At 71.1% G+C, this 25,243-nt stretch carries 21 protein-coding genes and 1 tRNA gene; 12 read left to right on the top strand and 10 right to left on the bottom strand.

All coding sequences use genetic code 11. From position 1 onward, the window contains the following. The first annotated feature begins 2 nt into the window (after positions 1-2). Positions 3-206 carry a helix-turn-helix domain-containing protein gene (locus ACFC0D_RS10380; protein ID WP_376433222.1) on the top strand — a complete coding sequence of 68 codons (204 nt, stop codon included), beginning with the start codon at positions 3-5 and terminating at the stop codon, positions 204-206. Continuing rightward, a complete protein-coding gene (locus ACFC0D_RS10375) occupies positions 206-1,342 on the top strand; it encodes a tyrosine-type recombinase/integrase (protein ID WP_376433220.1) in 1,137 nt (378 codons plus the stop codon). The genes ACFC0D_RS10380 and ACFC0D_RS10375 overlap by 1 nt, the downstream gene beginning before the upstream one ends. A gap of 71 nt (positions 1,343-1,413) precedes the next feature. Here the strand turns inward: ACFC0D_RS10375 and ACFC0D_RS10370 are convergent. Then, positions 1,414-1,487: transfer RNA gene (locus ACFC0D_RS10370), tRNA-Thr, on the bottom strand. 181 nt (positions 1,488-1,668) lie between these two features. On the opposite strand from ACFC0D_RS10370, the gene ACFC0D_RS10365 reads away from it, so the two are divergent. The 3 genes from ACFC0D_RS10365 to ACFC0D_RS10355 all read left to right on the top strand — a co-directional run bounded on the left by ACFC0D_RS10365 (position 1,669) and on the right by ACFC0D_RS10355 (position 4,217). Next, the gene (locus ACFC0D_RS10365; RefSeq protein ID WP_376433218.1) at positions 1,669-2,766 is read left to right on the top strand and encodes an ABC transporter ATP-binding protein; all 1,098 of its coding nucleotides are present in this window, start codon (positions 1,669-1,671) and stop codon (positions 2,764-2,766) included. Between the two features lie 258 nt (positions 2,767-3,024). Then, positions 3,025-3,438 (top strand): hypothetical protein, encoded by a 414-nt coding sequence (locus ACFC0D_RS10360; protein WP_376433216.1) that lies wholly within the window; start codon positions 3,025-3,027, stop codon positions 3,436-3,438. A 62-nt stretch (positions 3,439-3,500) separates the two neighbouring features. After that, on the top strand, positions 3,501-4,217 hold the full coding sequence (locus ACFC0D_RS10355) for an NDP-sugar synthase (protein ID WP_376433214.1): 717 nt from the start codon (positions 3,501-3,503) through the stop codon (positions 4,215-4,217). Between the two features lie 132 nt (positions 4,218-4,349). Here ACFC0D_RS10355 and ACFC0D_RS10350 read toward each other — a convergent pair whose 3' ends face one another. Next, positions 4,350-5,927, bottom strand: coding sequence for a DoxX family protein (locus ACFC0D_RS10350; RefSeq protein WP_376433212.1), 1,578 nt, complete (start codon positions 5,925-5,927; stop codon positions 4,350-4,352). A gap of 336 nt (positions 5,928-6,263) precedes the next feature. Between ACFC0D_RS10350 and ACFC0D_RS10345 the strand changes: the two genes are divergently transcribed. Both ACFC0D_RS10345 and ACFC0D_RS10340 read left to right on the top strand, forming a co-directional pair. Next, positions 6,264-7,724, top strand: coding sequence for a hypothetical protein (locus tag ACFC0D_RS10345; RefSeq protein WP_376433210.1), 1,461 nt, complete (start codon positions 6,264-6,266; stop codon positions 7,722-7,724). Positions 7,725-7,763: 39 nt separating this feature from the next. After that, positions 7,764-8,396: an NUDIX hydrolase gene (locus ACFC0D_RS10340; RefSeq protein ID WP_376433208.1), complete on the top strand. Its 633-nt coding sequence runs from the start codon at positions 7,764-7,766 to the stop codon at positions 8,394-8,396. Between the two features lie 34 nt (positions 8,397-8,430). Here ACFC0D_RS10340 and rlmB read toward each other — a convergent pair whose 3' ends face one another. The 5 genes from rlmB to ACFC0D_RS10315 form a co-directional block, all read right to left on the bottom strand. Next, entirely contained in the window at positions 8,431-9,390 is a 960-nt protein-coding gene (rlmB, locus tag ACFC0D_RS10335) for a 23S rRNA (guanosine(2251)-2'-O)-methyltransferase RlmB (RefSeq protein WP_362366517.1), read from the bottom strand. A gap of 76 nt (positions 9,391-9,466) precedes the next feature. Next, complete coding sequence (cysS, locus tag ACFC0D_RS10330) at positions 9,467-10,867, bottom strand: cysteine--tRNA ligase (RefSeq protein ID WP_376433205.1); 1,401 nt, start codon at positions 10,865-10,867, stop codon at positions 9,467-9,469. A 389-nt stretch (positions 10,868-11,256) separates the two neighbouring features. Continuing rightward, a complete protein-coding gene (gene ispF / locus ACFC0D_RS10325; RefSeq protein ID WP_376433203.1) occupies positions 11,257-11,751 on the bottom strand; it encodes a 2-C-methyl-D-erythritol 2,4-cyclodiphosphate synthase in 495 nt (164 codons plus the stop codon). After that, positions 11,741-12,490 (bottom strand): 2-C-methyl-D-erythritol 4-phosphate cytidylyltransferase, encoded by a 750-nt coding sequence (gene ispD / locus ACFC0D_RS10320; RefSeq protein WP_376433201.1) that lies wholly within the window; start codon positions 12,488-12,490, stop codon positions 11,741-11,743. Before ispD ends, ispF begins: the two co-directional genes overlap by 11 nt. A 405-nt stretch (positions 12,491-12,895) precedes the next feature. Next, entirely contained in the window at positions 12,896-13,378 is a 483-nt protein-coding gene (locus ACFC0D_RS10315) for a CarD family transcriptional regulator (protein WP_003953493.1), read from the bottom strand. A 636-nt stretch (positions 13,379-14,014) separates the two neighbouring features. On the opposite strand from ACFC0D_RS10315, the gene ACFC0D_RS10310 reads away from it, so the two are divergent. After that, a complete protein-coding gene (locus ACFC0D_RS10310; RefSeq protein ID WP_376433199.1) occupies positions 14,015-14,656 on the top strand; it encodes a DUF461 domain-containing protein in 642 nt (213 codons plus the stop codon). A gap of 202 nt (positions 14,657-14,858) precedes the next feature. On the opposite strand, the gene ACFC0D_RS10305 is transcribed toward ACFC0D_RS10310, so the two are convergent. After that, positions 14,859-15,539 carry a response regulator transcription factor gene (locus ACFC0D_RS10305; protein ID WP_017242433.1) on the bottom strand — a complete coding sequence of 227 codons (681 nt, stop codon included), beginning with the start codon at positions 15,537-15,539 and terminating at the stop codon, positions 14,859-14,861. Beyond that, entirely contained in the window at positions 15,536-16,765 is a 1,230-nt protein-coding gene (locus tag ACFC0D_RS10300) for a sensor histidine kinase (RefSeq protein WP_376433197.1), read from the bottom strand. Before ACFC0D_RS10300 ends, ACFC0D_RS10305 begins: the two co-directional genes overlap by 4 nt. Before the next feature lie 264 nt (positions 16,766-17,029). On the opposite strand from ACFC0D_RS10300, the gene phoU reads away from it, so the two are divergent. Both phoU and ACFC0D_RS10290 read left to right on the top strand, forming a co-directional pair. Beyond that, positions 17,030-17,710, top strand: a complete 681-nt coding sequence (gene phoU / locus ACFC0D_RS10295; RefSeq protein ID WP_361436928.1) for a phosphate signaling complex protein PhoU — start codon at positions 17,030-17,032, stop codon at positions 17,708-17,710. A 665-nt stretch (positions 17,711-18,375) separates the two neighbouring features. Beyond that, positions 18,376-18,525, top strand: coding sequence for a hypothetical protein (locus ACFC0D_RS10290; RefSeq protein WP_376433194.1), 150 nt, complete (start codon positions 18,376-18,378; stop codon positions 18,523-18,525). Between the two features lie 67 nt (positions 18,526-18,592). Here ACFC0D_RS10290 and ACFC0D_RS10285 read toward each other — a convergent pair whose 3' ends face one another. Further along, complete coding sequence (locus tag ACFC0D_RS10285; RefSeq protein ID WP_376433192.1) at positions 18,593-19,060, bottom strand: GNAT family N-acetyltransferase; 468 nt, start codon at positions 19,058-19,060, stop codon at positions 18,593-18,595. Between the two features lie 275 nt (positions 19,061-19,335). Between ACFC0D_RS10285 and ACFC0D_RS10280 the strand changes: the two genes are divergently transcribed. Together ACFC0D_RS10280 and ACFC0D_RS10275 are read left to right on the top strand one after the other, a co-directional pair. Then, a complete protein-coding gene (locus ACFC0D_RS10280) occupies positions 19,336-19,635 on the top strand; it encodes a trypco2 family protein (protein WP_376433190.1) in 300 nt (99 codons plus the stop codon). A gap of 31 nt (positions 19,636-19,666) precedes the next feature. After that, positions 19,667-24,943 carry a hypothetical protein gene (locus tag ACFC0D_RS10275; RefSeq protein ID WP_376433188.1) on the top strand — a complete coding sequence of 1,759 codons (5,277 nt, stop codon included), beginning with the start codon at positions 19,667-19,669 and terminating at the stop codon, positions 24,941-24,943. Positions 24,944-25,243: the final 300 nt, after the last annotated feature.

Raw genomic sequence — 25,243 nt, 5'->3', positions numbered from 1 at the left:
CCATGTCCGCACGTCTGCTCACTGTCGACCAGGTCGCCGAACTCCTCGGCACCTCGGTCCGGTTCCCGCGGCGCCTGATCGAGGAACGGCGCATCACCTTCGTCAAGGTCGGCCGACACGTCCGCATCCCGGAGCCCGCCATCGAGGCGTACATCGAGACCCACACCGTGCAGCCCGTCGAGCGTCGCTACGGGAAGGTGGCCTGATGGCGAACCGCACAGGCAGGCGCCGCAGGTTCGGCACCGTGCGACAGCTCGCGTCCGGCCGCTGGCAGGCGCGCTACCGCGACCCGCTGTCGAGCGAGATGAAGTCCGCGCCGCACACCTTCGACACCAAGACGGACGCCGACGTCTGGCTGACCACCATCGAGGCGGAGATCATCCGGGGCACCTACCAGTCCCCCGACGCCGGGAAGGTGTCCTTCGGGCCGTACGCCGACGACTGGCTGAAGCACCGCAAGCTGGAGGACCGCACCCGGGAACGGAGCGAGAGCGTGATCCGGCTGCACATCAAGCCCACGTTCGGTGCCGGAACCGTTGCCGCGATCACCACGCCCCGCGTCCGGGCCTGGCGCACCGCTCTACTGGAAGGCGGCGTGGGAGAGCCGACCGTGGTCAAGGCGTACCAACTGCTCCGCGCGATCCTGAACACGGCGGTGGATGACGAACTGATCCGCCGCAACCCGTGCCGGATCAAGGGCGCCGACCGTTACGACGTCCCGGAGCGCCCCGTCCTCACCGTGGCCGAGGTGTACGCCGTGGCCGACGCCATCCGACCGCACCACCGGGCGCTCGTCCTCCTCGCTGCCTTCACCACACTCCGGTTCGGCGAGCTGGCCTCGCTGCGCCGGCGGGACCTCGATCTGACCCGGGCCGTGGTCCTGGTCCGCCGTGCCCAGTCCGAGCTGCAGAACGGAAGGCTGGCCGACAAGGCCCCGAAGTCCGCCGCCGGTATCCGGCCTGTCGCCTTCCCTGCCGAGCTCGTCCCCGAGCTCGCTCACCACCTCGAGCACTTCGCCGGCGCCGGGCAGGACGGTCATCTGTTCCTGGGTCCCCGCGGCGGCCTCCTCCGCCGGAGCAACTTCCGGGACGACTGGACCGCTGCTCGCACCAAGGCCGGCGTCTCCGGGGACGTGCACTTCCACGACCTCCGCCACACCGGGAACACCCTCGCCTCCAGCGCCGGTGCCAGCACCCGCGAGCTGATGACGCGGATGGGGCACAGCACGACCCGGGCCGCGTTGATCTATCAGCACATGACGAGCGACCGTGATCAGCACATCGCGGGGAAGCTCGGGGAGATGATCCGCCAAGCCCGTAAGGACGGGCCTTCTGGCACGTAGGTGGCACGGCCGTGATCATGCGAAAGGGCCAGCGCCGGGGAAACGTCCCCCTGCGCTGGCCCTTTGCCTTGAGCCCCCTGTCGGGTTCGAACCGACGACCCCCGCTTTACAAGAGCGGTGCTCTGGCCAGCTGAGCTAAGGAGGCAGCGAGTGCAGTGTAACCAACCCCCGACCCGCCCAGGTCGGAAATCTCACCGGCTCGGGAGTGCTGACAGATCCGGAATCGCCAGGTAGCGTCACCCGGAGTTCACTCCGGTGGACTAGACCCATCCTTCCTTCCACTCGGATCGTCCGGCACGTTCCTGCCGGTGAAGGGATACATCACCATGGCTTCTGTCACTTTCGACAAGGCGACCCGGCTCTACCCGGGGTCCGACAAGCCCGCCGTCGACCAGCTCGAGATCGAGATCGAGGACGGCGAGTTCCTCGTTCTCGTCGGCCCGTCCGGCTGCGGCAAGTCCACCTCCCTCCGGATGCTCGCCGGTCTTGAGGACGTCAACGGCGGTTCCATCCGGATCGGTGACCGTGACGTCACGCACCTGCCGCCGAAGGACCGGGACATCGCGATGGTGTTCCAGAACTACGCGCTGTACCCGCACATGACCGTCGCCGACAACATGGGCTTCGCGCTCAAGATCGCCGGCGTCAACAAGAGCGAGATCCGCGCCAAGGTCGAAGAGGCCGCGAAGATCCTCGACCTCACGCCGTACCTGGACCGGAAGCCGAAGGCGCTCTCCGGTGGTCAGCGGCAGCGTGTCGCGATGGGGCGCGCCATCGTGCGTGAGCCGCAGGTGTTCCTCATGGACGAGCCGCTGTCGAACCTCGACGCCAAGCTCCGTGTCTCCACCCGTACGCAGATCGCCAGCCTGCAGCGCCGGCTCGGCATCACCACGGTGTACGTCACCCACGACCAGGTCGAGGCCCTCACCATGGGCGACCGGGTCGCCGTGCTGAAGGACGGTCTGCTCCAGCAGGTCGACTCGCCGCGGAACATGTACGACCGTCCCGCCAACCTCTTCGTCGCCGGCTTCATCGGCTCCCCGGCCATGAACCTGGTCGAGGTGCCGATCACCGAGGGCGGTGTGAAGTTCGGCAACAGCGTCGTCCCGGTCTCCCGTGCCGCGCTCTCCGCCGCCTCCGCCAAGGGCGACACGACCGTCACGGTCGGCATCCGCCCCGAGCACTTCGATGTCTCGGGCGCCACCAGCAAGGAGGGCCTGGCCGTCTCCGTGAACGTCGTCGAGGAGCTCGGCGCCGACGGTTACGTCTACGGCTCCGCCCGCGTCGGCAGCGAGGACAAGGACCTGGTCGTCCGCGTCGGCGGCCGCGCCGTGCCGGAGAAGGGCTCCACGCTGCACGTCGTGCCGCGCCCGGACGAGCTGCACGTGTTCTCCACCTCGACGGGTGAGCGCCTCTCCGGCTGATCCGGTCTCTCCGGGTGCACGAGCCGGTCCGGCTCGTCCACCCGGTCCTCGTCGGTGCCGTTCGGCCCTGTTCCCGCTTGCGGGTGCGGGGCCGTTCGCGTACAGGACCGGCGTGTCGCAGGGTGTCGACAAATACCCCGGCAGACCCGTCAATTCGGGCACCGGCGTCAACACGGAATTCGAAAAGACGCTTCGAACCATCCCTCGCGAGAGTGACTAAATGTCGCCATATCACTACCGGCCGCTACGCTCGCCTGCGTGACGCACACTGCCCGCCGTATCGGCCGCTCTCTCGCTCTCGTCCTGCCCGTCGTCCTGGTGCTCTCCGGGACGCTCGCGGTGTCCGCCGTTCCGTGGGCCGGTCAGGCCACCGGGACCCAGATGCTCACCGCGTCCTCCGAGGACGTCTCCGTCCCCGCCAAGTCCCGTGCTCCGCAGGATATTCTGCGCGACCGCCTGCTCGCAGAGCTTCAGGAGAAGGACCCCGGCACGGCGTTGACGCACCTCCAGCGCGAGGTCGAGAACAGCCCGTCCCTCGCCAAGCACTGCATGTCCATCGCCCGCGCCCTCGGCAAGGCGGCCGTGCGGTACTACGGCCCCACCCGCGCCCAGTCCTACTCCCGCCCGGTCTGCGACACCTCGTTCGCCACCGGCGTGATGTACGCGAGCTGAGTCGCGAACCCACCCCGCGACGCTGAACGGCTGCCTCACGAGGTGCGCATATCGTTCCCGGTATGAACACCTCTCCGACGCAGGCCGTGGTCCTGGCGGGCGGCCAGGGCTCGCGCCTGCGCCCCTACACCGACGACCGCCCCAAGCCGATGGTCGAGATCCCGGGCACCGGGACCCCGATCATCGGCCATCAGCTGTCCTGGCTCGCAGCCGAGGGCGTGACGGATGCCGTCGTGTCCTGCGGCCATCTCGCCGAGGTGCTCCAGGAGTGGCTGGAGAGCGCCGATCTGCCGCTCCGTGTGACGACCGTCGTCGAGACGGAGCCGCTGGGCCGTGGCGGCGGCCTCAAGTACGCCGCCGCGCATCTGCCTGAGCCCGGACAGCCCTGGTACGCCACGAACGGCGACATCTGGACCCGTTTCTCCCTGCGCGAGATGGCCGAGTTCCACGCGGAGCGGGACGCCACCGCCACGCTCGCCCTCGCCCGCCCCCGGATCCCGTGGGGGGCCGTGGAGACGGACACGTTCGGGCACATCACCGACTTCATCGAGTCGCCGCCGTCGCCGTTCCTCATCAACGCCGGCGTGTACGTCTTCTCCCCCGAGTTCACGGGGCTGCTCCCCGATCGGGGCGACCACGAGCGCACCACGTTCCCCCGGCTGGCCCGAGAGCGCCGCCTGGCGGGCTTCCCGCTGCCCCAGGGCGCCTACTGGCGGGCCATCGACACCGCGAAGGACCTGACCGAGGCGGCGAAGGAGCTGGCGGCTCAGGGGGTGTGACAGCGGTTCTGTACGTACGGGATACGTACGGGATACGTACAGGATGCGTACGGGAAGGGCGGCACCACTCTGAAGTGGTGCCGCCCTTTTCGTGGTCGGGTGGGTCGTACGGAGCCGGGTCGAGCGGGGGCGTCAGCCCAGGAGGCCGCCGATCGGGTTCCGGTTGCCGCCCGAGGTGGAGCCGCTCGTGGGGTCGGTGGTGCCGGTGCCGCCGCCGCTGCTCGTGCCGCCCGAGCTGGTCGGGCCGGAGCTGGTGGACGGCGGGGCCGCGGGCCTGGACTGGCTCGGGGTGCTGTCGGTGCCGCGGGTCGCGGTCGGGCGGCTCTCCGAGATCCGGCCGGTCTCCCGTACGGTCTCGCTCGGCTTGGCCTTCTCCTTCTCCTCGCGCTCGCCGCTCGCGCCGGCCGTCGCGGACGGCTTGGGGCGGGTGGAGGCGGACTGGGAGGGGCTGCGCTCGCCGGACTCCTGCGGGAGGGACCGGCCGGGGAGGTGGTTGATCGGGTCGTCGTTGGGGCCGGGCACGGTGACCATCTCGGTGGACCGTACGGCGCCTCCGAGCATGGAGCCGAGGAGGAGCGTGAGGCCGACGACGACGGAGGCGACGAGGGCGCCGCGGCGCAGGACACGACGGCGGAGATCCCAGAGTTCGGAGCGGGGTCCGAGGGTGCGCCAGGCTTCGCCGGCGAGGCGTCCGTCGATGGAGTAGACGGGGGCGCCGGCGATGATCAGCGGGGACCAGGCGGCGAGGAAGATGATGTCGGCGGAGTCGTAGACGGGGACGCTCTTCCAGCTGACGGTGAGCAGGAGCGCGGCGGAGAGCAGGGCGCCGATGACGGCGGCGACGCGCTGCCAGAGTCCGAAGACGGTGAGGACACCGACGACGACCTGGAGGAAGGCGACGGTGAGTCCGGCGCCGACCGGGTGCTGGAGGGCGAAGTCGCGAAGGGGTTCGGCGAGGGCCCAGGGGTTCAGCGAGTTGAGCCACTTGACCATGGAGCCGCGTTCGCCGCCGTCGAAGTAGACGGGGTCGCAGAGCTTGCCCATGCCGGCGTAGATGGAGATGAAGCCGAGGAAGACGCGGAGCGGGAGGAGTACGACGCCGAGGTTCATCCGACGCCCGGGGTAGTAGGCGTGGCGGACCGGGTCCGCGCCGTGGCGGTGCGGGCGGTTGCGGTACTCGTCGTCGGCGTCCCGGTCGTCCCGGTCGTCCCCGTAGGCCGCCTCGTACGGACCGTCGTGCGGGCCGTAATGCGAGTTGCCGCCGTACGCCCCGTCGTAGGCGCCTTCGGCGCGCCGCATGGGCGGCAGGAGCGGGGCGGACTCGGCGGGGACGACAGGGGTGGGCATGGTGTCGTCGATGCGCGGGATGGCCTGGGTGATGCCCGCGTCGAGGGGTCCCGGGGGCTCCAGCGTGGAGACCGAGGACTCCCGTACGGCCTGGAGCAGTCCGGTGGCGCCGGGGTCGCCGGGCGCGGACCTTCCGGTCCACACGACGGGCCGCCGGCGCCCGGCGGCCGCGCCCGCACTCACTCCGGCGAGGGCCGAACCGCGGGAGGCGGCGGCGAACTTCGGCTGCTGGGCCGGCGCGAGCCGCACACGGAAGCTGGCGTGGTTCACGATGACCTGCGCGGGGTCGGAATCCACTTTGACCATGCTCAGCGCGGGCTGATCGTCGAACCCCGGCCGGGGCGTTCTGGTGTCCACACTCATCTAACCGAGTGACGCGGGATTAGGACACTGCCTTGACGGGCGGGAAATGTCCGAGGCCCGTCAAGATCAATGTCACTGGGGTGCACGGCCGGGGGAACGGTTGTTCCATGATGCGCCGTCAGTTGACTTTACAATCGCGGGACGCCAGTCGAGGGGAGCGACATCGTGGCCAGCCCCATTCAGCACGGTCGGAACGGTCAGCCCGGTCCGCCGCCACCACTACAGGTCCCACAGCAACGGGCTTCGGACGGAGCCCCGTTGCCGGGATCGGAGCCCGCACCGGACACGCCGGGCGCCCCGTCCGCGCCGGAGCCGGCGCGGCGGGGGAACCAGCTCGTGTTCTCGGACCTGACGAACTACCCGGTGATGGCCCAGGCGCTCGACGACCAGTGGTTCCCGGCGGAGTTGGCCGCGGGCCGCCAGGAGCCGGGTGCTCCTCGGAGGGTGCCCGGAGGCATCGCGGCAGCCTCCGCCGAGTTGCGCCGCTCGCTCGTCAACAGCGGGACCCTGGTGGTCAATCGGGCCTTCTTCGTGAACAACGAGGCGCTGTACTCGAACTTCGTCCCGCAGGCGGAGGCGGGTGACCGCAAGGCGTTCGCGCAGCTGCTGAACGACCGTGTGATCGTCCCGTATCTGTACAGGGAGCGGGACGGCACCGAGGACTTTCCCTTCACGCACGACGCGGTCGCCGGCCGTGCCTGGCGGCGGCTGGTCTCGGAGGAGTCCGACCCGGCGTTCGTGCGTCTGGACTGGGACGAGGAGGCGAACCGGACCGGAGCCGACCGCATCGGCCAGCGCTTCACGCGGCAGCTGGCGGGGCTGCGGTGGCTGCGTGCCCCGCAGCTCGCGAAGGACCTCGGTATTCCGGAGGAGCTGGCCCACGCGATGGGCGAGGGGATCCTGAAGGACATCCTCGTGTGGGCGGCCTCCCAGGACCGGACGAGCAACATCAGCCGGAGCGCGCTCTACGAGCAGTTCCTCACCCGCCCCGGCACGGCCCCGCACGAGAACCTGCTGCGGGACGGCGACGAGATCGTGCCGACGAAGCAGCTGATCGACCTCATGTACAGCCTGGGGGTGCCGGACGCGAGCGGGCTCGTCGCGGCGACGCCGCCGGGCTCTCCGCCGCGCCGCACGCTTCAGGAGGAGGTCTCGCCCGACGCGCAGGCACAGGATCCTGAGGCGGTCGGCCGTCTGGTGCGGAACCTGGTCGCGGATTCGCTGCACCGGGCGGTCGACGGGCCGAACTCGTACGCCGGTCTGTCGCTGGCCGACATCATCGGTCTGCGCGAGACGGGTGAGTGGCAGGCGTATGTGGCGTCGTTGGACGCGTTCATCCACCGCAGCTTCCGGGACGGCCGGATTCCGAGTTCGGAGGAGTTCTCGGCGCGGACCGCGACGATCGCCCGGAACCATGCTCGGATGCTGAAGGCGGCGCGCGCGGCCAGCAGTTCGCGCCAGGGGTTCGCCCGGGAGATCACCACGTTGCTGGTGCTCGAGTCGGGCGGGGTGGCGCTGCAGGTCGCGAGTGGCGAGGAGGTGTCGCTGCTCGCCGGTTCGCTGCAGATGCTGACGGCGGTGGGCGGGGCGCTGAGCGTCCGTCTGGAGTTCTGGGACCGCGGTGCCAGGGACCGCCGCTCGGGCCTCGGACACTCGCTGACATTGCCGACGCTTCGGCTGGGCAACCTGAAGAAGGACTGGGAGGCCATCCTGGGGGCGTACGGCGGTCGTGTCGTCGAGACCGGGCGGGCGCCCGGTGGGAACGGGCAGGCCGACCAGCAGGGGCGGCACGGCTAGGACGTGTCCGGCGGCCCGGCCGGGCCGGAGGGGAAGAGCATGAGCAGGGAGCCGGTGCGGCGGTACGAGCTGCTGCGCAGCGAGCGGCCGGAGCTGTTCCGGAACGACCCGGGCGGCATCGAGATCCTCACGGATCCGGCCGCCGTCGAGGCCGCGGGCGGGGTGCTGTACCAGGACCCGTACGTGATGCTCGTACGGGACGCCGTGCGCTTCCCCGACGGCCGTACGGGTACGTACATCCGCTCGCTGAGCCGGGCCGCCGAGCCGGGGTGTGTGATCCTGCCGCTCCTGGGCGACGGGATGGTGCTGATCGAGCACTACCGGCACGCGACGCGGTCCTGGCAGTGGGAGATTCCGCGCGGGTTCGGCACCCGAGGTCTGACGGGCGAGGCGAACGCCGCGAAGGAGCTCGGCGAGGAGATCGGGGCGCGGGTGCGGGAGCTGATCCCGCTCGGTTCCCTGCATCCCGATTCGGGGGTGACGGGCGACCGGGTGCTGCTGTTCGCGGCCCGGATCGGCGCGGTGGGGCGGCTGGGCGTGGGCGAGGGCATCCGCAGCTCGCTGACGCTGCCGTTCGCGGAGGCGGAGTCCATGATCGCCGACGGGCGGATCACGGACGGCTTCACCATCGCCACCATGACGCGCGCCCGCCTGGCAGGCCTGACGGCCTGAGGCGGGCGCGGGTGCGGTTGCCGGTGTCGGCGGTTCAGCCCTGGCGGCGGCGGGCGACCTCGTAGAGGACGATGCCCGCGGCGACGCCGGCGTTCAGGGATTCGGCGCCGCCCGGCATCGAGATGCGGACGCGGTAGTCGCAGGTCTCGCCGACGAGGCGGCCGAGGCCCTTGCCCTCGCTGCCGATGACGATGACGACCGGGCCGTCGAGCGCCTCCAGGTCCTCGACCGTGTGCTCGCCGTCGGCGGCGAGGCCGACGACCGTGAGGCCCTCCTTCTGGAAGCCCTCCAGCGCCCGGGTCAGGTTGGTGACGCGGGAGACCGGGGTACGGGCGGCGGTGCCGGCCGAGGACTTCCAGGCGCCGGCGGTCATGCCGGCCGCGCGGCGCTCGGGGACGACGACGCCGTGGCCCCCGAAGGCGGAGACGGAGCGGACGATCGCGCCGAGGTTGCGGGGGTCGGTGACGCCGTCGAGGGCGACGATGAGCGGGTCCTCGTGGGCGTCGTAGGCGGCCGCGGTGAGGTCCTCGGGGTGCGCGTACTCGTAGGGCGGGACCTGGAGGACGAGGCCCTGGTGGTTCAGGCCGTTCGTCATCCGGTCGAGCTCCTGGCGCGGGGCCTCCATCAGATTGATGTTGCCGCGGTCGCCGGCGAGCTTGAGGACGTCGCGGACGCGCTCGTCGTTGTCGATGAACTGCTGGACGTAGAGCGTGGTCGCGGGGACGCCGTCGCGCAGCGCCTCGAAGACCGGGTTACGGCCGACGACCATCTCCGAGGTGCCCTTGGGGCCGCCGCGGCGCGGGGCGGGCCGGCGGGCGGCGGCGTGCTTGGCCTGGGCGTTGGCGATGCGGTTCTTCTTGTGACCCTTGCGGGCGGAGGCGGGCGGCGTGGGGCCCTTGCCCTCGAGGCCCTTGCGCCGCTGGCCACCGCTGCCGACCGTCGCGCCCTTCTTGTTGGACGTGCGGCGGTTTCTGCGCTGGCTGTTCCCGGCCATGACTACCTAATCCTCGGTGTTGCGTACATAGGTCTGTAGGTGAAGTGTGCCGCCCGACTCCCCGAGCGGCACATCATCAGCGGTTGCCCAGCGTCCAGCGGGGGCCGTCGGGGCTGTCCTCGATGGCGAGGCCGGACTGACCGAGCTGGTCGCGGATCGCGTCCGCGGTCGCCCAGTCCTTGCGCTCGCGGGCCGACTCGCGCTGCTGGAGAACGAGCCGTACGAGGGTGTCGACGACGCCATGGAGCTCCTCGCCGCGGTCGGTCTCCTCGGCCCAGTGCGGGTCGAGGGGGTCCAGACCGAGGACGCCGAGCATGGCCCGGACCTCGGCCAGGCGGGCGATGGCCTCGTCCTTGTCATCGGCCGCGAGGGCGCTGTTGCCCTGGCGGACGGTGGTGTGGATGATCGCGAGCGCCTGCGGGACGCCCAGGTCGTCGTCCATGGCCTCGGCGAAGGCGAGCGGCACCTCGGGGGCGGGCGGGACGGTCTTGCCCGCCTTCTCGGTGACGCGCTGGACGAAGCCCTCGATCCGCGCGAACGCGGACTCGGCCTCGCGCAGGGACTCCTCGCTGTACTCGATCATCGAGCGGTAGTGCGGGGTGCCCAGGTAGTAGCGCAGGACGATCGGGCGCCAGTTCTTGACCATCTCGGAGACGAGCACCGAGTTGCCGAGCGACTTGGACATCTTCTCGCCGCTCATGGTGACCCAGGCGTTGTGCACCCAGTACGAGGCGAAGTCGTCGCCGAAGGCCTTGGCCTGGGCGATCTCGTTCTCGTGGTGGGGGAAGATCAGGTCGAGCCCGCCGCCGTGGATGTCGAAGGCGGAGCCGAGGTACTTGTGGGCCATGGCCGAGCACTCCAGGTGCCAGCCGGGCCGGCCGCGGCCCCACGGGGTCTCCCAGTCCGGCTCGCCGGGCTTGGTGGCCTTCCACATGGCGAAGTCGCGCGGGTCGCGCTTGCCGGTGATGCCTTCCTCGGTGGGCTGGCGCAGGTCGTCGATGTCCTGGTTGGACAGGGCGAGGTAGCCGGGGAACGACCGGACGTCGAAGTAGACGCTGCCGTCGGCCTCGTAGGCGTGACCTCGCTCGATGAGTCCGCGCATCATCTCGACCATCTCGGTGACATGGCCGGTGGCGCGGGGCTCGTACGTGGGCGGGAGGCAACCGAGCGCGTCGTAACCGGAGTTGAAGGCGCGCTCGTTCTCGTAGCCGATGGACCACCAGGGGCGGCCCTGGTCGGTGGCCTTGGCAATGATCTTGTCGTCGATGTCGGTGACGTTGCGGATGAACGTGACGTCGTAGCCGCGGTACTCGAACCAGCGGCGCATGATGTCGAAGTTCAGCCCCGAACGGATGTGGCCGATGTGCGGGGCGGCCTGGACGGTGGCGCCACAGAGGTAGATCGAGACACAGCCCGGTGTGAGCGGGGTGAAGTCACGGATCTGCCGGGCGCTGGTGTCGTACAGGCGAATAGTCACCACTCCAGGGTAGTGGGCGTGTGGTAGTGCCCCGCGACCGATCGCGGGTCGCGGAGCGGGATTTTTCCGGCGGTGCGTCAGGCCGGGGCGGCACGGCGGGCCGGTCCAGTGGGTCGGGCGGGGCGGTGCGGTGCGCCGGAGCGGCGCGGTCCGGCGGGCCGGTGCGGTGCGCCGGGTGGGGGCGGTACGGCGGGTTGGTGCGGGGCGACGGACGGCGCGGTCCAGTGCGCCGGGCAGCGCGGTACGGCGGGCCGGTGCGCCCGGCGGCGCGGGCCGCCCGGCAGCGCGCCCGCCGGGCAAGCGGCATAGCAGCGCCGTCCGGTGCGCCATGAGGCGCGGCGCCCGGCCCGTACGTCAGGCCGTACGGCACCGCGTCGCCCGCCGGTGCGTCAGGCCGGTCGGTAGACCAGTGCGGTCGCGAGTGCCGCCAGGCCTTCGGCGCGGCCGGTGAGGCCGAGGCCGTCCGTCGTCGTGCCGGAGACGGAGACGGGGGCGCCCACCGCCTCGCTCAGCGCCTTCTGCGCCTCGTCGCGCCGCTTGCCGACCTTGGGGCGGACGCCGATGACCTGGACGGCGACGTTGCCGATCTCGTACCCCTCGGCGCGGACGATGCGGGCGGCCTCGGCGAGGAGGGTCACGCCGGCGGCGCCGGACCACTCGGGGCGGGAGGTGCCGAAGTGGGCGCCGAGGTCGCCGATGCCGGCGGCGGAGAAGAGCGCGTCGCAGGCGGCGTGGGCGGCGACGTCCCCGTCGGAGTGCCCGGCGAGCCCGTACTCCTCGTCCTCCCAGAGGAGGCCCGCGCACCACAGCTCGCGGCCCTTCTCGAAGGCATGGACGTCGGTGCCGATACCGGTCCGGGGGATGAGGGGGCGGTCAGAAGCCATCGTTGGCCCTCCTGCGGGCGAGTACGGCCTCGGCCAGTACGAGATCGAGCGGACGGGTCACCTTGAACGCCTCCTCGTGGCCGGGGACGACCACGACGGGCGCGCCGAGCCGCTCGACCATGCCGGCGTCGTCGGTGGCACCGTCACCGGTGAGGGCGACGGTCGCGTGCGCGTTGACGAGGGTCTCGTAGTCGAAGCCCTGCGGGGTCTGGACAGCGCGGAGCCGGGAGCGTTCGGGGGTGGCGACGACGCTCTCGGGGTCGCCCTTCGTCTCCGCGGGTTCGACCTCCTTGACCGTGTCGGCGACCGGGAGCGCGGGGACGACGGCGACGGCCCCGTCCCGTACGGCCTCGATGACGGCGTCGACGGTGTCGACGGGGACGAGCGGGCGGGCCGCGTCGTGGACGAGGACCGTGGAGATGCCCTCGGGCAGCGCTTCGAGGCCGAGGCGTACGGATTCCTGGCGGGTGTCGCCGCCGGGGACGACGAGGTAGTCGGTCCGCTCGGGCAGGGCGTGCGCGTCGAGGAGGTTCTTGACCTCGGCCGCGCCGTCGGAGGGGGCGACCACGACGACGAGGGAGACGGCGCGTGAGGCGGCCATCGCCCGGACGGCGTGGATGAGCATGGGCGTGCCGTTCAGCGCGCGGAGCGCCTTGGGGGCGCCCGGGCCGAGCCGTACGCCCCGGCCCGCCGCGGGGATCACAGCGGCGGTGCGCGCGGGACGCGTTTCGTCTGTCATCGGTTGCACTCCGGCAGGTTTGTTTCCTCGGCCGACATGGGTATGGCCTTGGGGGTCCCCCGGACGAAGTCTGGGGGAGTGCTGGACGCGACGCCTTGACCGGGCCCTTTCCGTGACGACGGTCGGGGCGTACCGCGCGGCACAGGGGATGTGGCACTGGAGGACGCGAGGGGGGCGGTTGTAGCAGCGCCGTGGACGGCCGGATCGCGAGGCGACGGACGTCGAGCGATGGAATGTCGGTACGGCGGTGATCATCGGGCGACCGGATGTCGGTGCGGCGGCGATCGTCGGTACGGCGGTCATGGACGCGGTGAACGGTTCGCAAGGACGCGAACATGCCGCAGCGCCCGGCGACAGTGCTGTGAGGTTCACAGCACGTCAACGGGCACCGCGGCATCGCTTCATTCAGGACGCGAGGACCTCGTCGAGGAGAGCCTCGGCCTTGTCCTCGTTCGTGTTCTCCGCGAGGGCCAGCTCGCTCACCAGGATCTGCCGAGCCTTGGCGAGCATGCGCTTCTCACCTGCGGACAGCCCGCGCTCGCGCTCCCGGCGCCACAGGTCGCGAACTACTTCGGCGACCTTGATGACATCGCCGGAGGCGAGCTTCTCGAGATTTGCCTTGTAGCGGCGCGACCAGTTGGTCGGCTCTTCGGCGTACGGCGCACGCAGCACCTCGAAGACCCGGTCCAGCCCGTCCTGACCGACCACATCGCGAACACCGACGAACTCCGCATTGTCCGCCGGCACACGAACCGTCAGGTCGCCCTGGGCGACCTTGAGCACCAAGTAGGTCTTGTCCACGCCTTTGATCTGGCGAGTTTCGATGGCCTCGATCAGCGCGGCCCCGTGATGGGGATAGACCACGGTGTCGCCAACCTTGAACGTCATGTGACAGGTACCCCTTCCGTGGCTATCCAGGGTAACACGGATACGGCTTCTTCTGAATGGCGTTTTCGCAGGTCAGGGCATATCTCGGGGCTTGACAACAGCGACGCGAACGTGCTGCGGAGGGCTTGCGGAAGGCGGTATTCGCAGGTCGGAGCAGCTGCACGGACGGAGAGAAACGCGCACGTTACACCCGCCCGGAGGGCTCCGAAGGGGGAACGATGTCCTGTTTTGACCGGTTCGCGTCGCCCCTCTCCATGTACTCCGTTCGAGGATCGGTCACCCGTACGGATGCTTCCGGCTTCGAATCCCGAATTGATCACCCGAGCACCGCTGCGGGGTTTTTCCGCGGGGCGGGCGGAGGAATGCGCGGACTCCCGTCGAATTGATCAAGGCGGTTATGTGAACGGCGCGCCAATGGGTCGCGATCCGGCCATCACGGAGGGCTCGTGCATGGCACACGGAGCGCACCCGGAGGGCCCGGGGGCGCGAAGGGGCGGGTCGGGTGCGGGACGGAGAGTGCGGCTCGGTAACCTAAGCGCGCTGACGCACCTTTAGCTCTTCCTTAGCCGGTTGATCCTGCTCGACCCCAGCCGGCCGCCCTTAGCCCGTCCGTACGTCCTAGGAGATGCCGCCGCCGTGAGCCGCAGCCTTCGACGCGGCGCCCTCGCCGCCACCGCCATCGTGATCTCGATCGCCTCGCTGTCCGCCTGTGGCGCCGGCAACAACGCACAGACGCTCGGAGTCAAGCCGGACAACGCCGCCGTCACCGTGGACGACGTCAAGATCCAGAACGCGCTCGTCATCACCCAGCCCGACGCCACCGTGCAGGGCCCCGCCGTCGTCTCGGCCACGGTCTTCAACAACGGCAGCACCCAGCAGACCCTCGACGCGATCACCCTGCCGGGCACGCGCGCCACGGTGGTCCTGAAGCCCGCCGAGGGCTCCGGCCCGATCACCGTCCCCGCGGGCGGCTCGGTCGTCATCGGCGGCAAGGGCAACGCCACCGCCACGATCGAGGACGGCCGACTGGCCGCGAAGAACGGCGACGCGCAGGAGGTCGTCTTCAAGCTCAGCAAGACCGGCGACGTGGGCCTGGAGGCGTTCGTCGTCCCGGCGACCAGCTACTTCAAGGACTTCGGCCCGACCGAGATCCCGAAGCCGCCGGCCGCCTCGCCGACGGCGACCCCGACCGCGACCTCGACGGCGGGCCACGGCGCCGAGGACGGCTCCACGGCCACCCCGTCGGGCGAGGCGAGCCACTCGTCCGCCGGCCACTGACGTACGGCGCACAGCGCACAGCTCGGCGCACGAAAGGGGCGCCCCACCGGATCACTCCGGCGGGGCGCCCTTTCGTCTGCGTACGGGCTCTGCGCGCACGGTTCGCGGCCTGCGCCTGCCGGGTTCTGTGCGCACGGCTTACGGCCCGCGGCTGACGGGCCCTGTGCGCACGGCTTACGGCTTACGACCCGCGGCTGACGGCCTACGGCTCGAACTTGTAGCCGAGGCCCCGGACCGTCACCAGGTAGCGCGGCGCGCCCGGGTCGGGTTCGATCTTCGCCCGGAGTCGCTTGACGTGGACGTCGAGGGTCTTGGTGTCGCCGACGTAGTCCGCGCCCCAGACCCGGTCGATCAGCTGCATACGGGTCAGGACACGGCCCGCGTTGCGCAGCAGCATCTCCAGGAGGTCGAACTCCTTCAGCGGGAGGTCGACCTTGCCGCCGGAGACCGTGACGACGTGGCGGTCCACGTCCATGCGGACCGGGCCGGCCTCCAGGGCCGCGGGGGTGACCTCCTCCGGCTCGCCGCGGCGGCGGAGGACCGCGCGGATGCGGGCGACCAGCTCCCGCGAGGAGAAGGGCTTCGTCACGTAGTCGTCGGCTCCTATTTCCAGGCCGACGACCTTGTCGATCTCGCTGTCCTTGGCGGTCACCATGATGACCGGGACGTTCGAGCGGCCGCGCAGCTGGCGACACACCTCGGTGCCGGGCAGCCCGGGCAGCATCAGGTCGAGGAGGACGAGATCCGCTCCGTTGCGCTCGAACTCGTCGAGACCGTCGGGCCCGGTCGCGGCGACCGCGACCTCGAAGCCTTCCTTGCGGAGCATGTACGACAGGGCGTCGCTGAAGGATTCCTCATCCTCGACGACGAGCACTCGGGTCACGGAAGGACCTCCGGGGCAGGGAGCGGTTCGGTCATGAGATCGGGGGTGGTGGAGGCGGGCGGGCGGCGGTCCCGAACGGCGCCCGCCTCGGGCAGCCGCAGGGTGAAGGTGGAGCCCTGGCCTTCGGTGCTCCAGACGGTGACCTCCCCGCCGTGCGAGGCGGCCACGTGCTTGACGATGGCCAGACCGAGCCCCGTACCTCCGGTGGCGCGGGAGCGGGCCGGGTCGACGCGGTAGAAGCGTTCGAAGACCCGCTCGCGGTCCTTCTCGGAGATGCCGATGCCCTGGTCGGTCACCGCTATCTCGATGAGGTCGCCGCCGGGGGCCGCCACGCGGCGGGCGGCGATGCCCACCCGCGTACGGGCCGGGGAGTAGTTGACCGCGTTCTCGACGAGGTTGCCGAGGGCCGCGGCGAGCTGGCCGCGGCTGCCCCAGACGTGCAGGTCGGCGGTGCCTCCGGAGACCATGGTGATCTGCTTGGTGGAGGCGGTGTGCCGGGAGCGGTCGATGGCCTCGGCGACCAGTTCGTCCACCCGTACGGGCTCGGAGTCCTCCAGCGGGTCGTCGTTCTGCACCCGCGAGAGGTCGATGAGTTCCTGTACGAGGTTGGTGAGCCGGGTCGCCTCTATCTGCATACGGCCGGCGAAGCGGGTGACCGCCTCGGGGTCGTCCGAGGCGTCCATGACGGCCTCGGAGAGCAGTGAGAGCGCACCTGTCGGAGTCTTGAGCTCATGACTCACGTTGGCGACGAAGTCGCGCCGTACCGCTTCGATACGGCGGGCCTCCGTCAGGTCCTCGACCAGGAGCAGCACCAGGCGGGAGCCGAGCGGTGCCACGCGGGCGGAGACGGCGAGGGCCTCGCCGCGTCCGGTGCCGCGCCGGGGCAGGTCGAGCTCGACCTGCCGTATCTCTCCGTCACGGCGGGTGTCGCGGGCCATGTTGAGCATGGGCTCGACGGCCAGCTTTCCGCCGCGGACCAGGCCGAGGGCGTACGCCGCCGAGCTGGCCTTCACCACGGAGTCGCTCTCGTCGAGAACGACCGCGGAGGAGCGCAGCACCGACAGCACGGTGTCGACACCGGGCGGGAGCACGGCGTCCGTGTGCAGGGAGGTCCGGGTGGGTCGCGCCTGGTCGCGCTCGCTCCAGCGGAACGCCAGCATGGCGATCACGCCGGTGCACACCCCGGCGATCGCAGCCAATGCGGCGACCGCCGCGTTCACGTCCATGGCATCCAGGTTATGCGGGGTCGCGGACACTCTCCCAGCCGTCCGAGTGGCTGCTCGAACAGTCGTCGCCCAGAGTTCACCGAGGGGACGGTGCCGGTTCATTTGAACCGTTGAGGACGGTGGCCTGCGTCGCCCAGAGTTCACCGGGGGGAAAGAGGTCATTCACTTGAGGTGGACGCTCCTGACTTGTCGGGGGCCGAACGTGGGAGCGTGGGGGTCCGAAGCCCCACCCGGACCCCGGACGCTTGTGAGAGAGGGACATCGATGCGTGACGCGTACCACGAGGAACTTGACTCGATCGGCGAGGGCCTGGTCGAGATGGCCCGCCTTGTCGGGTCGGCGATCGGGCGCGCCACGACGGCGATGCTCGACGCGGATCTGAAGCTCGCGGAGAGCGTGATCGCGGCGGACCAGAAGGTCGACGACCTTCAGCACGACCTGGAGGCCCGGGCGATAGCGCTGCTCGCGCGGCAGCAGCCGGTGGCGACGGACCTGCGGATCGTGGTGACCTCGCTGCGGATGAGCGCGGACCTGGAGCGGTCGGGCGACCTGGCGCAGCACGTGGCGAAGCTGGCGCGGCTGCGCTTCCCCGCCACGGCGGTGCCGCGTGACCTGCACGCGACGATCCTGGAGATGGGTCAGCTGGCGCAGCGCCTGATGGCGAAGGCGGCGGAGGTCATCATCACGAAGGACGTCGACCTGGCGCTCCAGCTGGAGCAGGACGACGACGAGATGGACCTGCTGCACCGGACGCTGTTCCAGCACCTGATGGACGACCGCTGGAAGCACGGCATCGAGACGGCGGTCGACGTGACGCTGCTGGGCCGCTACTACGAGCGGTTCGCGGACCACGCGGTGTCGGTGGCGAAGCGCGTGGTGTACCTGGTGACGGGCGAGCACGCGGACGAACTCCAGCAGTCGGACGCCCCGGTCGAGGGCGCGTAGCCCTTGGGCGGGCGGCAGGGTTCGCTGCGGGGGCGGCGGGGCGTGTTCGCCGCGAGCGGCGGGGGGCCCTGCTCGGCCGACGGCCGGGGCTGGGCGCTGCTCGCGGCTCGGCGGACGGGGCCCTGATTCGGCGGCGGCCGCGGCCCGGCGGACGGGCGGACGGGGGCTCTGCTTCGGCGGCGTCCGCAGCTCGGCGGCTGCGCCGCTGGGACGCAGGTTCGGCGGCGTCCGCGGCTTGGAGGGGCGGCTCGCGGCTCGGCGGACGGGGGCCCCGATCGGCGAGAGCGCTGCTCGGCGCTGCTCGCGGCTTGGCGGGCCGGCGGGGGCGCGGTTGCGGAGGGCCGCTGGGGGCGGGCGCTGCTCAACGGCAGGCACGGCCCGCTGCTGACGGTGGGGACCGCTCGGCGGGTGGGGCGGCGGAGGCACGGCTTCGGCGGGCCGCTGGGGGCGGGCGCTGCTGACGGCGGGCACGGCTCGCCGCTGTAGGCGAGCACCGCTCGGCGCTGCTCGCGGCTCGACCCTGGGCCGCTGGGGGTGCGATGTGTGGGCGGGCGGGGCGCGTGGTCCGCGCTGGGTGGGGCTCGCACTTCTGTGCGCCGTTGATGCGCCCGGTGACGTGGGCATGGAATGAGGGGAGGCGACGTACGCCTTCGAGGAGGGACGCCATGCCTGAATCCGCCACCACCGACCCCCAGCAGGAGACGCCGCGCGACGCGGTCTTCCTGCCCGTCCTCGGCGCCTGCGGGTGCGGCTCGGGCTGCGGCTGCGGCTGCCAGTCCGGTGGGCCGTGCCAGTGCGGAGGCTGCTCCGGCTAGGGCACGCGTACGACGGGACGGTCCCGCCCGGTTCTCCGGGCGGGACTTCGTCGTACGGGCCCGGGCGTCAGACGTCGAGGACGCCCACGGTCTGGCCCCCGGAGGTCTCGCCGGTCGTACGGAAGCCCTGCTTGAGGTAGAAGTCCCCGGGCCCGTCCTCGCCCGGCTCCCACGACACGTACATCAGGCTGCCGCCGCGCCGCCGTATCTCCTCGCGGACGGCCTCGACGGCGAAGCGGCCGTACCCCTTGCCCTGGTGGTCGGCGGAAATGTTGAGCCGCCAGAGTCCGCTGCGGTAGTCGTCGGGGTCCTTCTTGGGTGCCCACTGGATGTCGAGGAAGGCCATCAGAAATCCGACGAGCTCGTCCCCGTCGAAGATCAGCCGCGGCCAGGCGGGCTCACCGAAGGCGTACGCCTCCGCCAGCGAGGTCGCGACCGGCGCGACGTTCTTCTCCTGATGCGGATGGACGCGCAGCAAGAGAGCGGCGTCGATGTTCTCGGGGGTGATCTTCTCGAGGTGGAGCGATGAAGGCATGGCCCGGAGGCTACCGACCGACCGTGAGTCCCGCCCGCGCATTTCTGCCGAGCTCCCGAGCTCCGACCACCGCCCCGGCGACGCCGCCGACCGGCCGCCCTGCCGGCCGCCGGAACGCTGTCCGTCGATGGCGCGCGACCTTGATGGCCGGATCTCGTCCGTGCGTGATCGCATATGCCCCGGATCCCCTTCCAGGAGCATGCTCATCTGAGACACTTCACCCCCTCAACACCTGCGCCACCGCAGCCGGTTACACCATGTCATCGGGGGACTCCATGGAAATCCAACTCGCCGACCTGCTCACGTCGCTCCGCTCGGAGATCAGCCGTGCGCGCCTCGACGCGGCCGGCAAGGACGTGCGGTTCCGCATCGACTCCATCGACCTGGAGCTTCAGGTCGCGGTCGAGAAGTCGGCCGAGGCCAACGCCGGCATGCGCTTCTGGGTGGTCTCGCTCGGTGCCAAGGGCGCGGCCAAGTCGGCGGAGACCCATACGGTGAAGATCAGCCTGGCCGCCGAGACGGACACCGGCGCGCCGGTGCTCACCGGCGATGACGTGTCGGACCTCTTCTCCTAGCAGCGATCGGACCGGCCGCTGGACAAGCGCGATGGACAAGAACCGGGTCGCCCAGATCATCGTCAGGCATGCGAACGGGCGCGAATTCGGATCGGGTTACCGGATCAGTACCAGGCTGATCCTGACGGTGAATCATCTGTTCACCTCCGGGGAACACGCATGCACGGTGATGCTCGGCCGCCGCACGGAGGCGTTTCCCGCCACGGTCGTGTGGCAGGCGAGCGGGCACGACGACATGGCGCTGCTATGTCTCGACGCTCCGGCATCGGAGCTGGATACGGTGCCGGGGGTCGTCCTCGGCAGCCTGCCGGACGGGGTCGGCAGGGTGCCGTTCGAGGGAATCGGCTACCCGGCATTCGCGCAACGGGCGGCCTCGGAGCGGTTCCAGGGGCTGGACCGGCGGGAGAGCCGGGAGATCCACGGGTTCATCCAGCTCGGCTCCAACATGAAGTCGGGGCTGCTCGATCTTTCCATCGAGACCACCCCTCCGGCAGAACGGGGGCCCAACGGCAAGGATCCGTGGCACGGCATCTCGGGAACGGCTCTGTTCGCGCACGGCCGCTTCCTCGTCGGGGTGCAGGCCCACCGGCTGCCCGCCGCCGGAACGGGCAGCGCGGAGGCCGAACCCGTGGCCAAGGCCTTGGATGATCCGGTATTCGCCAAACTGCTGGGCGACCACCGAGTGCGGCCCCAGGCGGTCGAGCTGGATCCGCCCGGCCGCGACTCGGGCCCCCGGCTGCGGACGGTGGTCTCCCAGCAGGAACTCATCGAGGGTTTCGGCGACTTCGAGAGGAATTTCACCCCCGAGCGCCTGCCCTTCGTATCGCCCGGCAGCGAACACGAGGCGGACCCGGAGCAGTTGCTCACCAAGCTCGTGATGTCCGGGGACCGTGGCGTGCTGCTCGTGGGCACGGCGGGTACGGGAAAGACCCGCACGGGCCTGGAAGTGGGACGGCTCGCCCTGGCGGAAGGGTGGCGGGTGCTGCACGTCCTGCCCCAGGCCCGAGGAGATCTCTCCCGTACCCGCGACGAGTCGGTCGTCGAGCAGATCGCGAAGCAGGCGTTCACGGAGACCGGTTACGTCCTGGTGGTGATCGACCTCAACGAGACGAACGTCGACCTCCAGGAACTGCGGCATCTGCTCCTTCCCGAGGCGCGCCGTCAGGGCGTGTCCCTGTTCGTGCTCGCGTCCGCGCGCCCCGGGTGGCTGCTGAAGGCCGAACGGGCGCTGGTGTACGAGCTCTTCGACGAGGTGAAGCTGCGGCAGGACGACGAGTTCCAGCAGCTGATCACCCGTAACGCACTGGAGGCCCTGGCCCCCACCGCGATCCGTCAACGGGGCATGGACCACATGCTCGCGGTCAGCGGCCACCGCCCCATCGTCGCGCTGCTGGTCGCCCGGGAGATCGAGCGTCGGGTCAAGGCGGGCCTTTCCATGCCCAAGGACGCCGGACTGCGATCCGGCGGCGAGCTGCCCGCGTGGCTGCTCAGGCGTCTCAGCGAGGACGGTCTCACCGTTCCCGGCCGCGAGGACAGCCTCACCCGCGGCCGGGCTTCGCACGGGCTGGTGGCCGCCGGAGCCGCCGCGGCGGCCTGCCCGCAGGACCGGTCCGAGGTCGTGGCGGCCACCCACGCAGCGCTGGCCGGGGCGACCGGTGAGGTGCCGGAGGCGGAGGACGTCGTGGCGACCCTGGTGTCACTGGGCTGGCTGGAGACCAGGGACGGGGTGCTGTCGGTCGCCCACGACATCGTCGCCGACCAGCTCATGGAATCGGTCATGCTGCCCGATCCGGTCGCCACGCCCGATGTCGCCAGGACGCACGCCATGCTCGCCGGCAGTCTTACCGGCGCGCGCACCGTCGGCCGCTTTGCCCTCAACCTCGGCCGCCTCGTCAACGACCTCGCGCTCGCCGACCGAGCGGAGGCGATCACCTCCGTGCTCCACGACTGGTTCACCCGGCAGGCCGCCACCATAGGCGGCCTCATGCGCCACGAATCCGACGTGGGCAGCTACGCGCTCGGCGCCATCTGTTCGGGGCCGCCCTGGTCCGCCTCGGCCGTGCGGTGCTGGGACGAGGTCGTGAGCCCGTGGCTCACGGAGTTCGGTGTCGGTTTCGACGCCCGCCATCTCCTGCACCGGGGCCTGCGCCACCTCCCCAGCGACGGCGCGCTACTCCTCGTACCCGCCGCCCTCGCGTGGCTCGAGGTCCACGGGAGGACGAAGGAGGCCAACTACGTCGCGGGTCCGCTGCTCTCGCGTACGGACGTGCCGGCCGAGGCCGTCCAGCAGGCCATCACCACGACGCTCGCCTGGCTCAACCGCCACACGGTCAGCCCCGGTGCCGGGTACGTCCTCAGGCCGCTGCTCGCCCGTCCCGACCTGAACCCGTACGACGCGCGGCGGGTCATCTCAGCGGCACGCATCTGGCTCGACCGCCATTCCGCCGCCCACGGCGCCGGATTCGTCCTCAGCACCCTCCTCGCCCGCCCCGATCTGAGCCCGGAGGACGCCGAGCGGATTTCGACCCCCGCCCTCGCCTGGCTCGACCACCACACCGCCGCCGTCGGCTGCGGGCACATCCTCAGGCCGCTCGTCTCGCGCACCGATCTGAGCCCCGCCGTCGTTCGGCGGGTCCTGCGTACCGCGCTCACCTGGCTCGACCACTACGCCACCAGCGACAAGGCCCAGTTCGTCCTCGGTCCTCTCCTCGCGCACACCGAACTGACGGCGGACGAGATCCAGTGGGTACGGAATGCCAGCCTCGCCTGGCTCGACCTTCACGGGTCCACATTGGAGGCCCGCTTCGCCCTGGATCCGCTGTTCGCCCACGCCGACGACCTCGGCCCCCAGGACACCCGACGGGCGATCGCCGCCGCCCTACGCTGGCTCGACCGCCACGCCACCACCGTGGACGCCGAGTTCGTCCTCGGCCGACTGGTTCAGCATGCCGAGCTGACGGGCGACGACGTCCAGCGCTCGCGTCGGGCCGCCCTCGCCTGGCTCGACCACCACGCCGACCACGAGAAGGCCTCGTTCATCCTCCGCCGCCTGCTCTTCCTGGCCGACCTCGCGCAGGGCGACGCCCGGCGAGTGGTGGCCGCGGCCCTCTCCTGGCTCGACCACCACGTCACCAACCCCAACGCCGGATACATCGTCGCCCCGCTGCTCAACCGCACCGACCTGGGTGCCGAGGAACTCAGGCAGGCGCTCCGCGCCACGTTCGCCTGGCTCGACCACCACGCCACCGGTGACGCCGGATTCGTTCTCAAGCCCCTGCTCCTCCGTACGGATCTGCCGGCCGCCGACGCCCGGAGCGCGCTCCACGTCACGTTCGCCTGGCTCTGCCGGCACGCGACCACGCCCGGTGCGGGGTACGTCCTCAACGGCCTGCTCTCCCGGACCGACCTGATGCCTGATCAGGTTCGGCAGTCGCTCTCCGACGCCTTCGCCTGGCTCGGCCACCACGCGCCCACCGCCGACGCGGGATACGTCTTCGGTCGGCTGCTCGCGCGCCCCGACCTCCCGCCCGGTGACGCTCTGCGGGTGCTGCCCGCCGCACTGGACTGGCTCGGTGACCACGCCACCACCGTGGAAGCACGCTCCGTCCTCGAAGCCCTGGGGACACGCAACGGCTTCAGCACCGACGAGGCTCGGCAGTGCGCCTCCGTGCAGCTCGGCTGGCTCGATGGCCAGGCCGGCAACCCCAACGCCGGATACCTCCTCGCCCCGCTGCTCAACCGCACCGACCTCGACGTCGGGGACGCCCGGCGGTCGGCCGCCGCGGCCCTCGCCTGGCTCGACCACCACGACACCACCCCGAAGGCCCAGTTCGTCCTGAATTCACTGCTCTCCCGTGGCGATCTCACCGACGACCACCTTCGGCGGGGCGTCGCTGCCTCCTTCGCCTGGTTCGACCACCACGCGGCCACGGCGGAAGCACGATTCGTCCTCACCCCGCTGCTGGCCAGAGGCGGCCTCGGCCCGGAGGACTCACGGCGCGCGATCGCGACGGCGCTCGCGTGGCTCGAGCTGCACGCGGCCACCACCGTCGACGCCGGATACCTTCTCGGCCGGTTGCTGACCCGTGGCGGTCTCGCCCTCGGCGAGGCGCAACGCTCGATCTCGGCGGCCCTCGCCTGGCTCGACCACCACGCCACCACGGCAGAGGCCCAGTACGTCCTCAAACCGCTGCTGGCCCCTGCCGGCCTCGACCCGGACGACGCGCAACGCTCGATCTCGGCGGCCCTCGCCTGGCTCGACCACCACGCCACCACGGCGGAAGCCCAATTCGTCCTCAAACCGCTGCTGGCGCGTACCGGCCTCACCCCCGAGGCAGCACACTGCTCAGCCGGCCACGCCCTTGCCTGGCTCGACCACCACGTCACGACCCTCGACGCCGGATACCTTCTCGGCCGACTGCTGACCCGTGGCGGTCTCGACCCGGACTACGCGCGACGTTCGATCTCCGCGGCCCTGGCCTGGCTCGACGGACATGCGTCCACCGCGGAAGCCCGGTTCGCCCTCAAGGCGCTGCTCGCCCGTACCGACCTCACACCCGGCGACGCCCGGCAGGCGTTCTCCCCCGCCCTCGTCTGGCTCGACCACCACGCCACCATTCCCCACGCGGGGCACGTCCTCGACCCGCTGCTCGCCCGTACCGACCTCACATCCGGCGACGCCCGGCTGGCGTCTTCCAACGCCCTCGCGTGGCTGGACCACCACGCCACCGCTTCCGGCGCAGGGCACGTCCTCAGCCCCTTGCTCAACCGCACCGACCTCACGACGGTGGAGGCCCGGCGTGCTTTCGCCGCCGGCTTCACCTGGCTCGATCACTACGCCTCGACGGCGCGGGCCCGGTTCGTCCTCAGCCCGTTTCTCACCCGCACCGACGTTCCGTCCGACCTGGCCGGGCGAGCGCTCTCGATGGCGCTCACCTGGCTGGACGACCACGCCACCACCCCTGGCGCGCCGCTGCTCCTCAGGCCGCTTCTCTCCCGCACCGATCTCACCGCCGCCGACGCGACGAGGACGGTCTCGGTCTCCTTCGCCTGGCTCGGCAGCCATGCCCCGACCGCACGGGCCCGGTACGTCATCGCCCCTCTGCTCTCCCGCGCCGACCTCACCCCGGCGGATGCCCGGCTGGCCGTCTCCCAGGCCCTCACCTGGCTCGGCGACCACGTCGCCACGGAAAAGGCCGACCTCGTGCTGACCGCGCTGCGCTCGCGCACCGACCTCACCCCCGACGAGGCCCGCCGGATGGCCACTGCCCCCACCTGCCGCGAGACGGCAGGCAGGGGCGGCACCTGAGGCACGTCAGCTGCGGCGCTTGCCCGCCTTCCTGTCGCGCTCGGATTCCTTGCGCCTCTGGACGGTGTAGGAGGACCAGTCGCCCCGATGCCGATCACACCTCGACGCGCCGATCATGGCGAGTCGCCGGCATCGGGTGCCCTTCTGCGTTGTCGCTCCACACTTGGACTGCGTACGCGCCACGATTCCCACCCCTGGTCTCGACGAACGTGCGGACGAGCCCAGCGTCGCCATGCGCCCTCCCCGAACGGAAGGCGCGCGCGCTTGCGAACGGGTGCACCGCGGCTTCCCGTGGATGCG

It is taken from the genome of Streptomyces sp. NPDC056222 (assembly GCF_042264065.1).
In the GTDB taxonomy this organism is placed as follows: Bacteria; Actinomycetota; Actinomycetes; order Streptomycetales; family Streptomycetaceae; genus Streptomyces.
Note: the sequence above shows the minus strand (reverse complement) of the source record. Positions and strands in the feature narration are given on the sequence as shown.

Bases quoted from the DNA above. Each gene is read 5' to 3' on its own strand.
- ACFC0D_RS10290 (WP_376433194.1), top strand. From the start codon at position 18,376: ATGCCTGAATCCGCCACCACCGACCCCCAGCAGGAGACGCCGCGCGAC.
- ACFC0D_RS10340 (WP_376433208.1), top strand. From the start codon at position 7,764: ATGAGCAGGGAGCCGGTGCGGCGGTACGAGCTGCTGCGCAGCGAGCGG.
- ACFC0D_RS10350 (WP_376433212.1), bottom strand. From the start codon at position 5,927: ATGAGTGTGGACACCAGAACGCCCCGGCCGGGGTTCGACGATCAGCCC.
- ACFC0D_RS10375 (WP_376433220.1), top strand. From the start codon at position 206: ATGGCGAACCGCACAGGCAGGCGCCGCAGGTTCGGCACCGTGCGACAG.
- ACFC0D_RS10380 (WP_376433222.1), top strand. From the start codon at position 3: ATGTCCGCACGTCTGCTCACTGTCGACCAGGTCGCCGAACTCCTCGGC.
- ACFC0D_RS10280 (WP_376433190.1), top strand. From the start codon at position 19,336: ATGGAAATCCAACTCGCCGACCTGCTCACGTCGCTCCGCTCGGAGATC.
- phoU (WP_361436928.1), top strand. From the start codon at position 17,030: ATGCGTGACGCGTACCACGAGGAACTTGACTCGATCGGCGAGGGCCTG.
- ACFC0D_RS10300 (WP_376433197.1), bottom strand. From the start codon at position 16,765: ATGGACGTGAACGCGGCGGTCGCCGCATTGGCTGCGATCGCCGGGGTG.
- ACFC0D_RS10315 (WP_003953493.1), bottom strand. From the start codon at position 13,378: ATGACGTTCAAGGTTGGCGACACCGTGGTCTATCCCCATCACGGGGCC.
- ACFC0D_RS10355 (WP_376433214.1), top strand. From the start codon at position 3,501: ATGAACACCTCTCCGACGCAGGCCGTGGTCCTGGCGGGCGGCCAGGGC.
- ispD (WP_376433201.1), bottom strand. From the start codon at position 12,490: ATGACAGACGAAACGCGTCCCGCGCGCACCGCCGCTGTGATCCCCGCG.
- rlmB (WP_362366517.1), bottom strand. From the start codon at position 9,390: ATGGCCGGGAACAGCCAGCGCAGAAACCGCCGCACGTCCAACAAGAAG.
- ACFC0D_RS10365 (WP_376433218.1), top strand. From the start codon at position 1,669: ATGGCTTCTGTCACTTTCGACAAGGCGACCCGGCTCTACCCGGGGTCC.
- ACFC0D_RS10285 (WP_376433192.1), bottom strand. From the start codon at position 19,060: ATGCCTTCATCGCTCCACCTCGAGAAGATCACCCCCGAGAACATCGAC.
- ACFC0D_RS10275 (WP_376433188.1), top strand. From the start codon at position 19,667: ATGGACAAGAACCGGGTCGCCCAGATCATCGTCAGGCATGCGAACGGG.
- ispF (WP_376433203.1), bottom strand. From the start codon at position 11,751: ATGGCTTCTGACCGCCCCCTCATCCCCCGGACCGGTATCGGCACCGAC.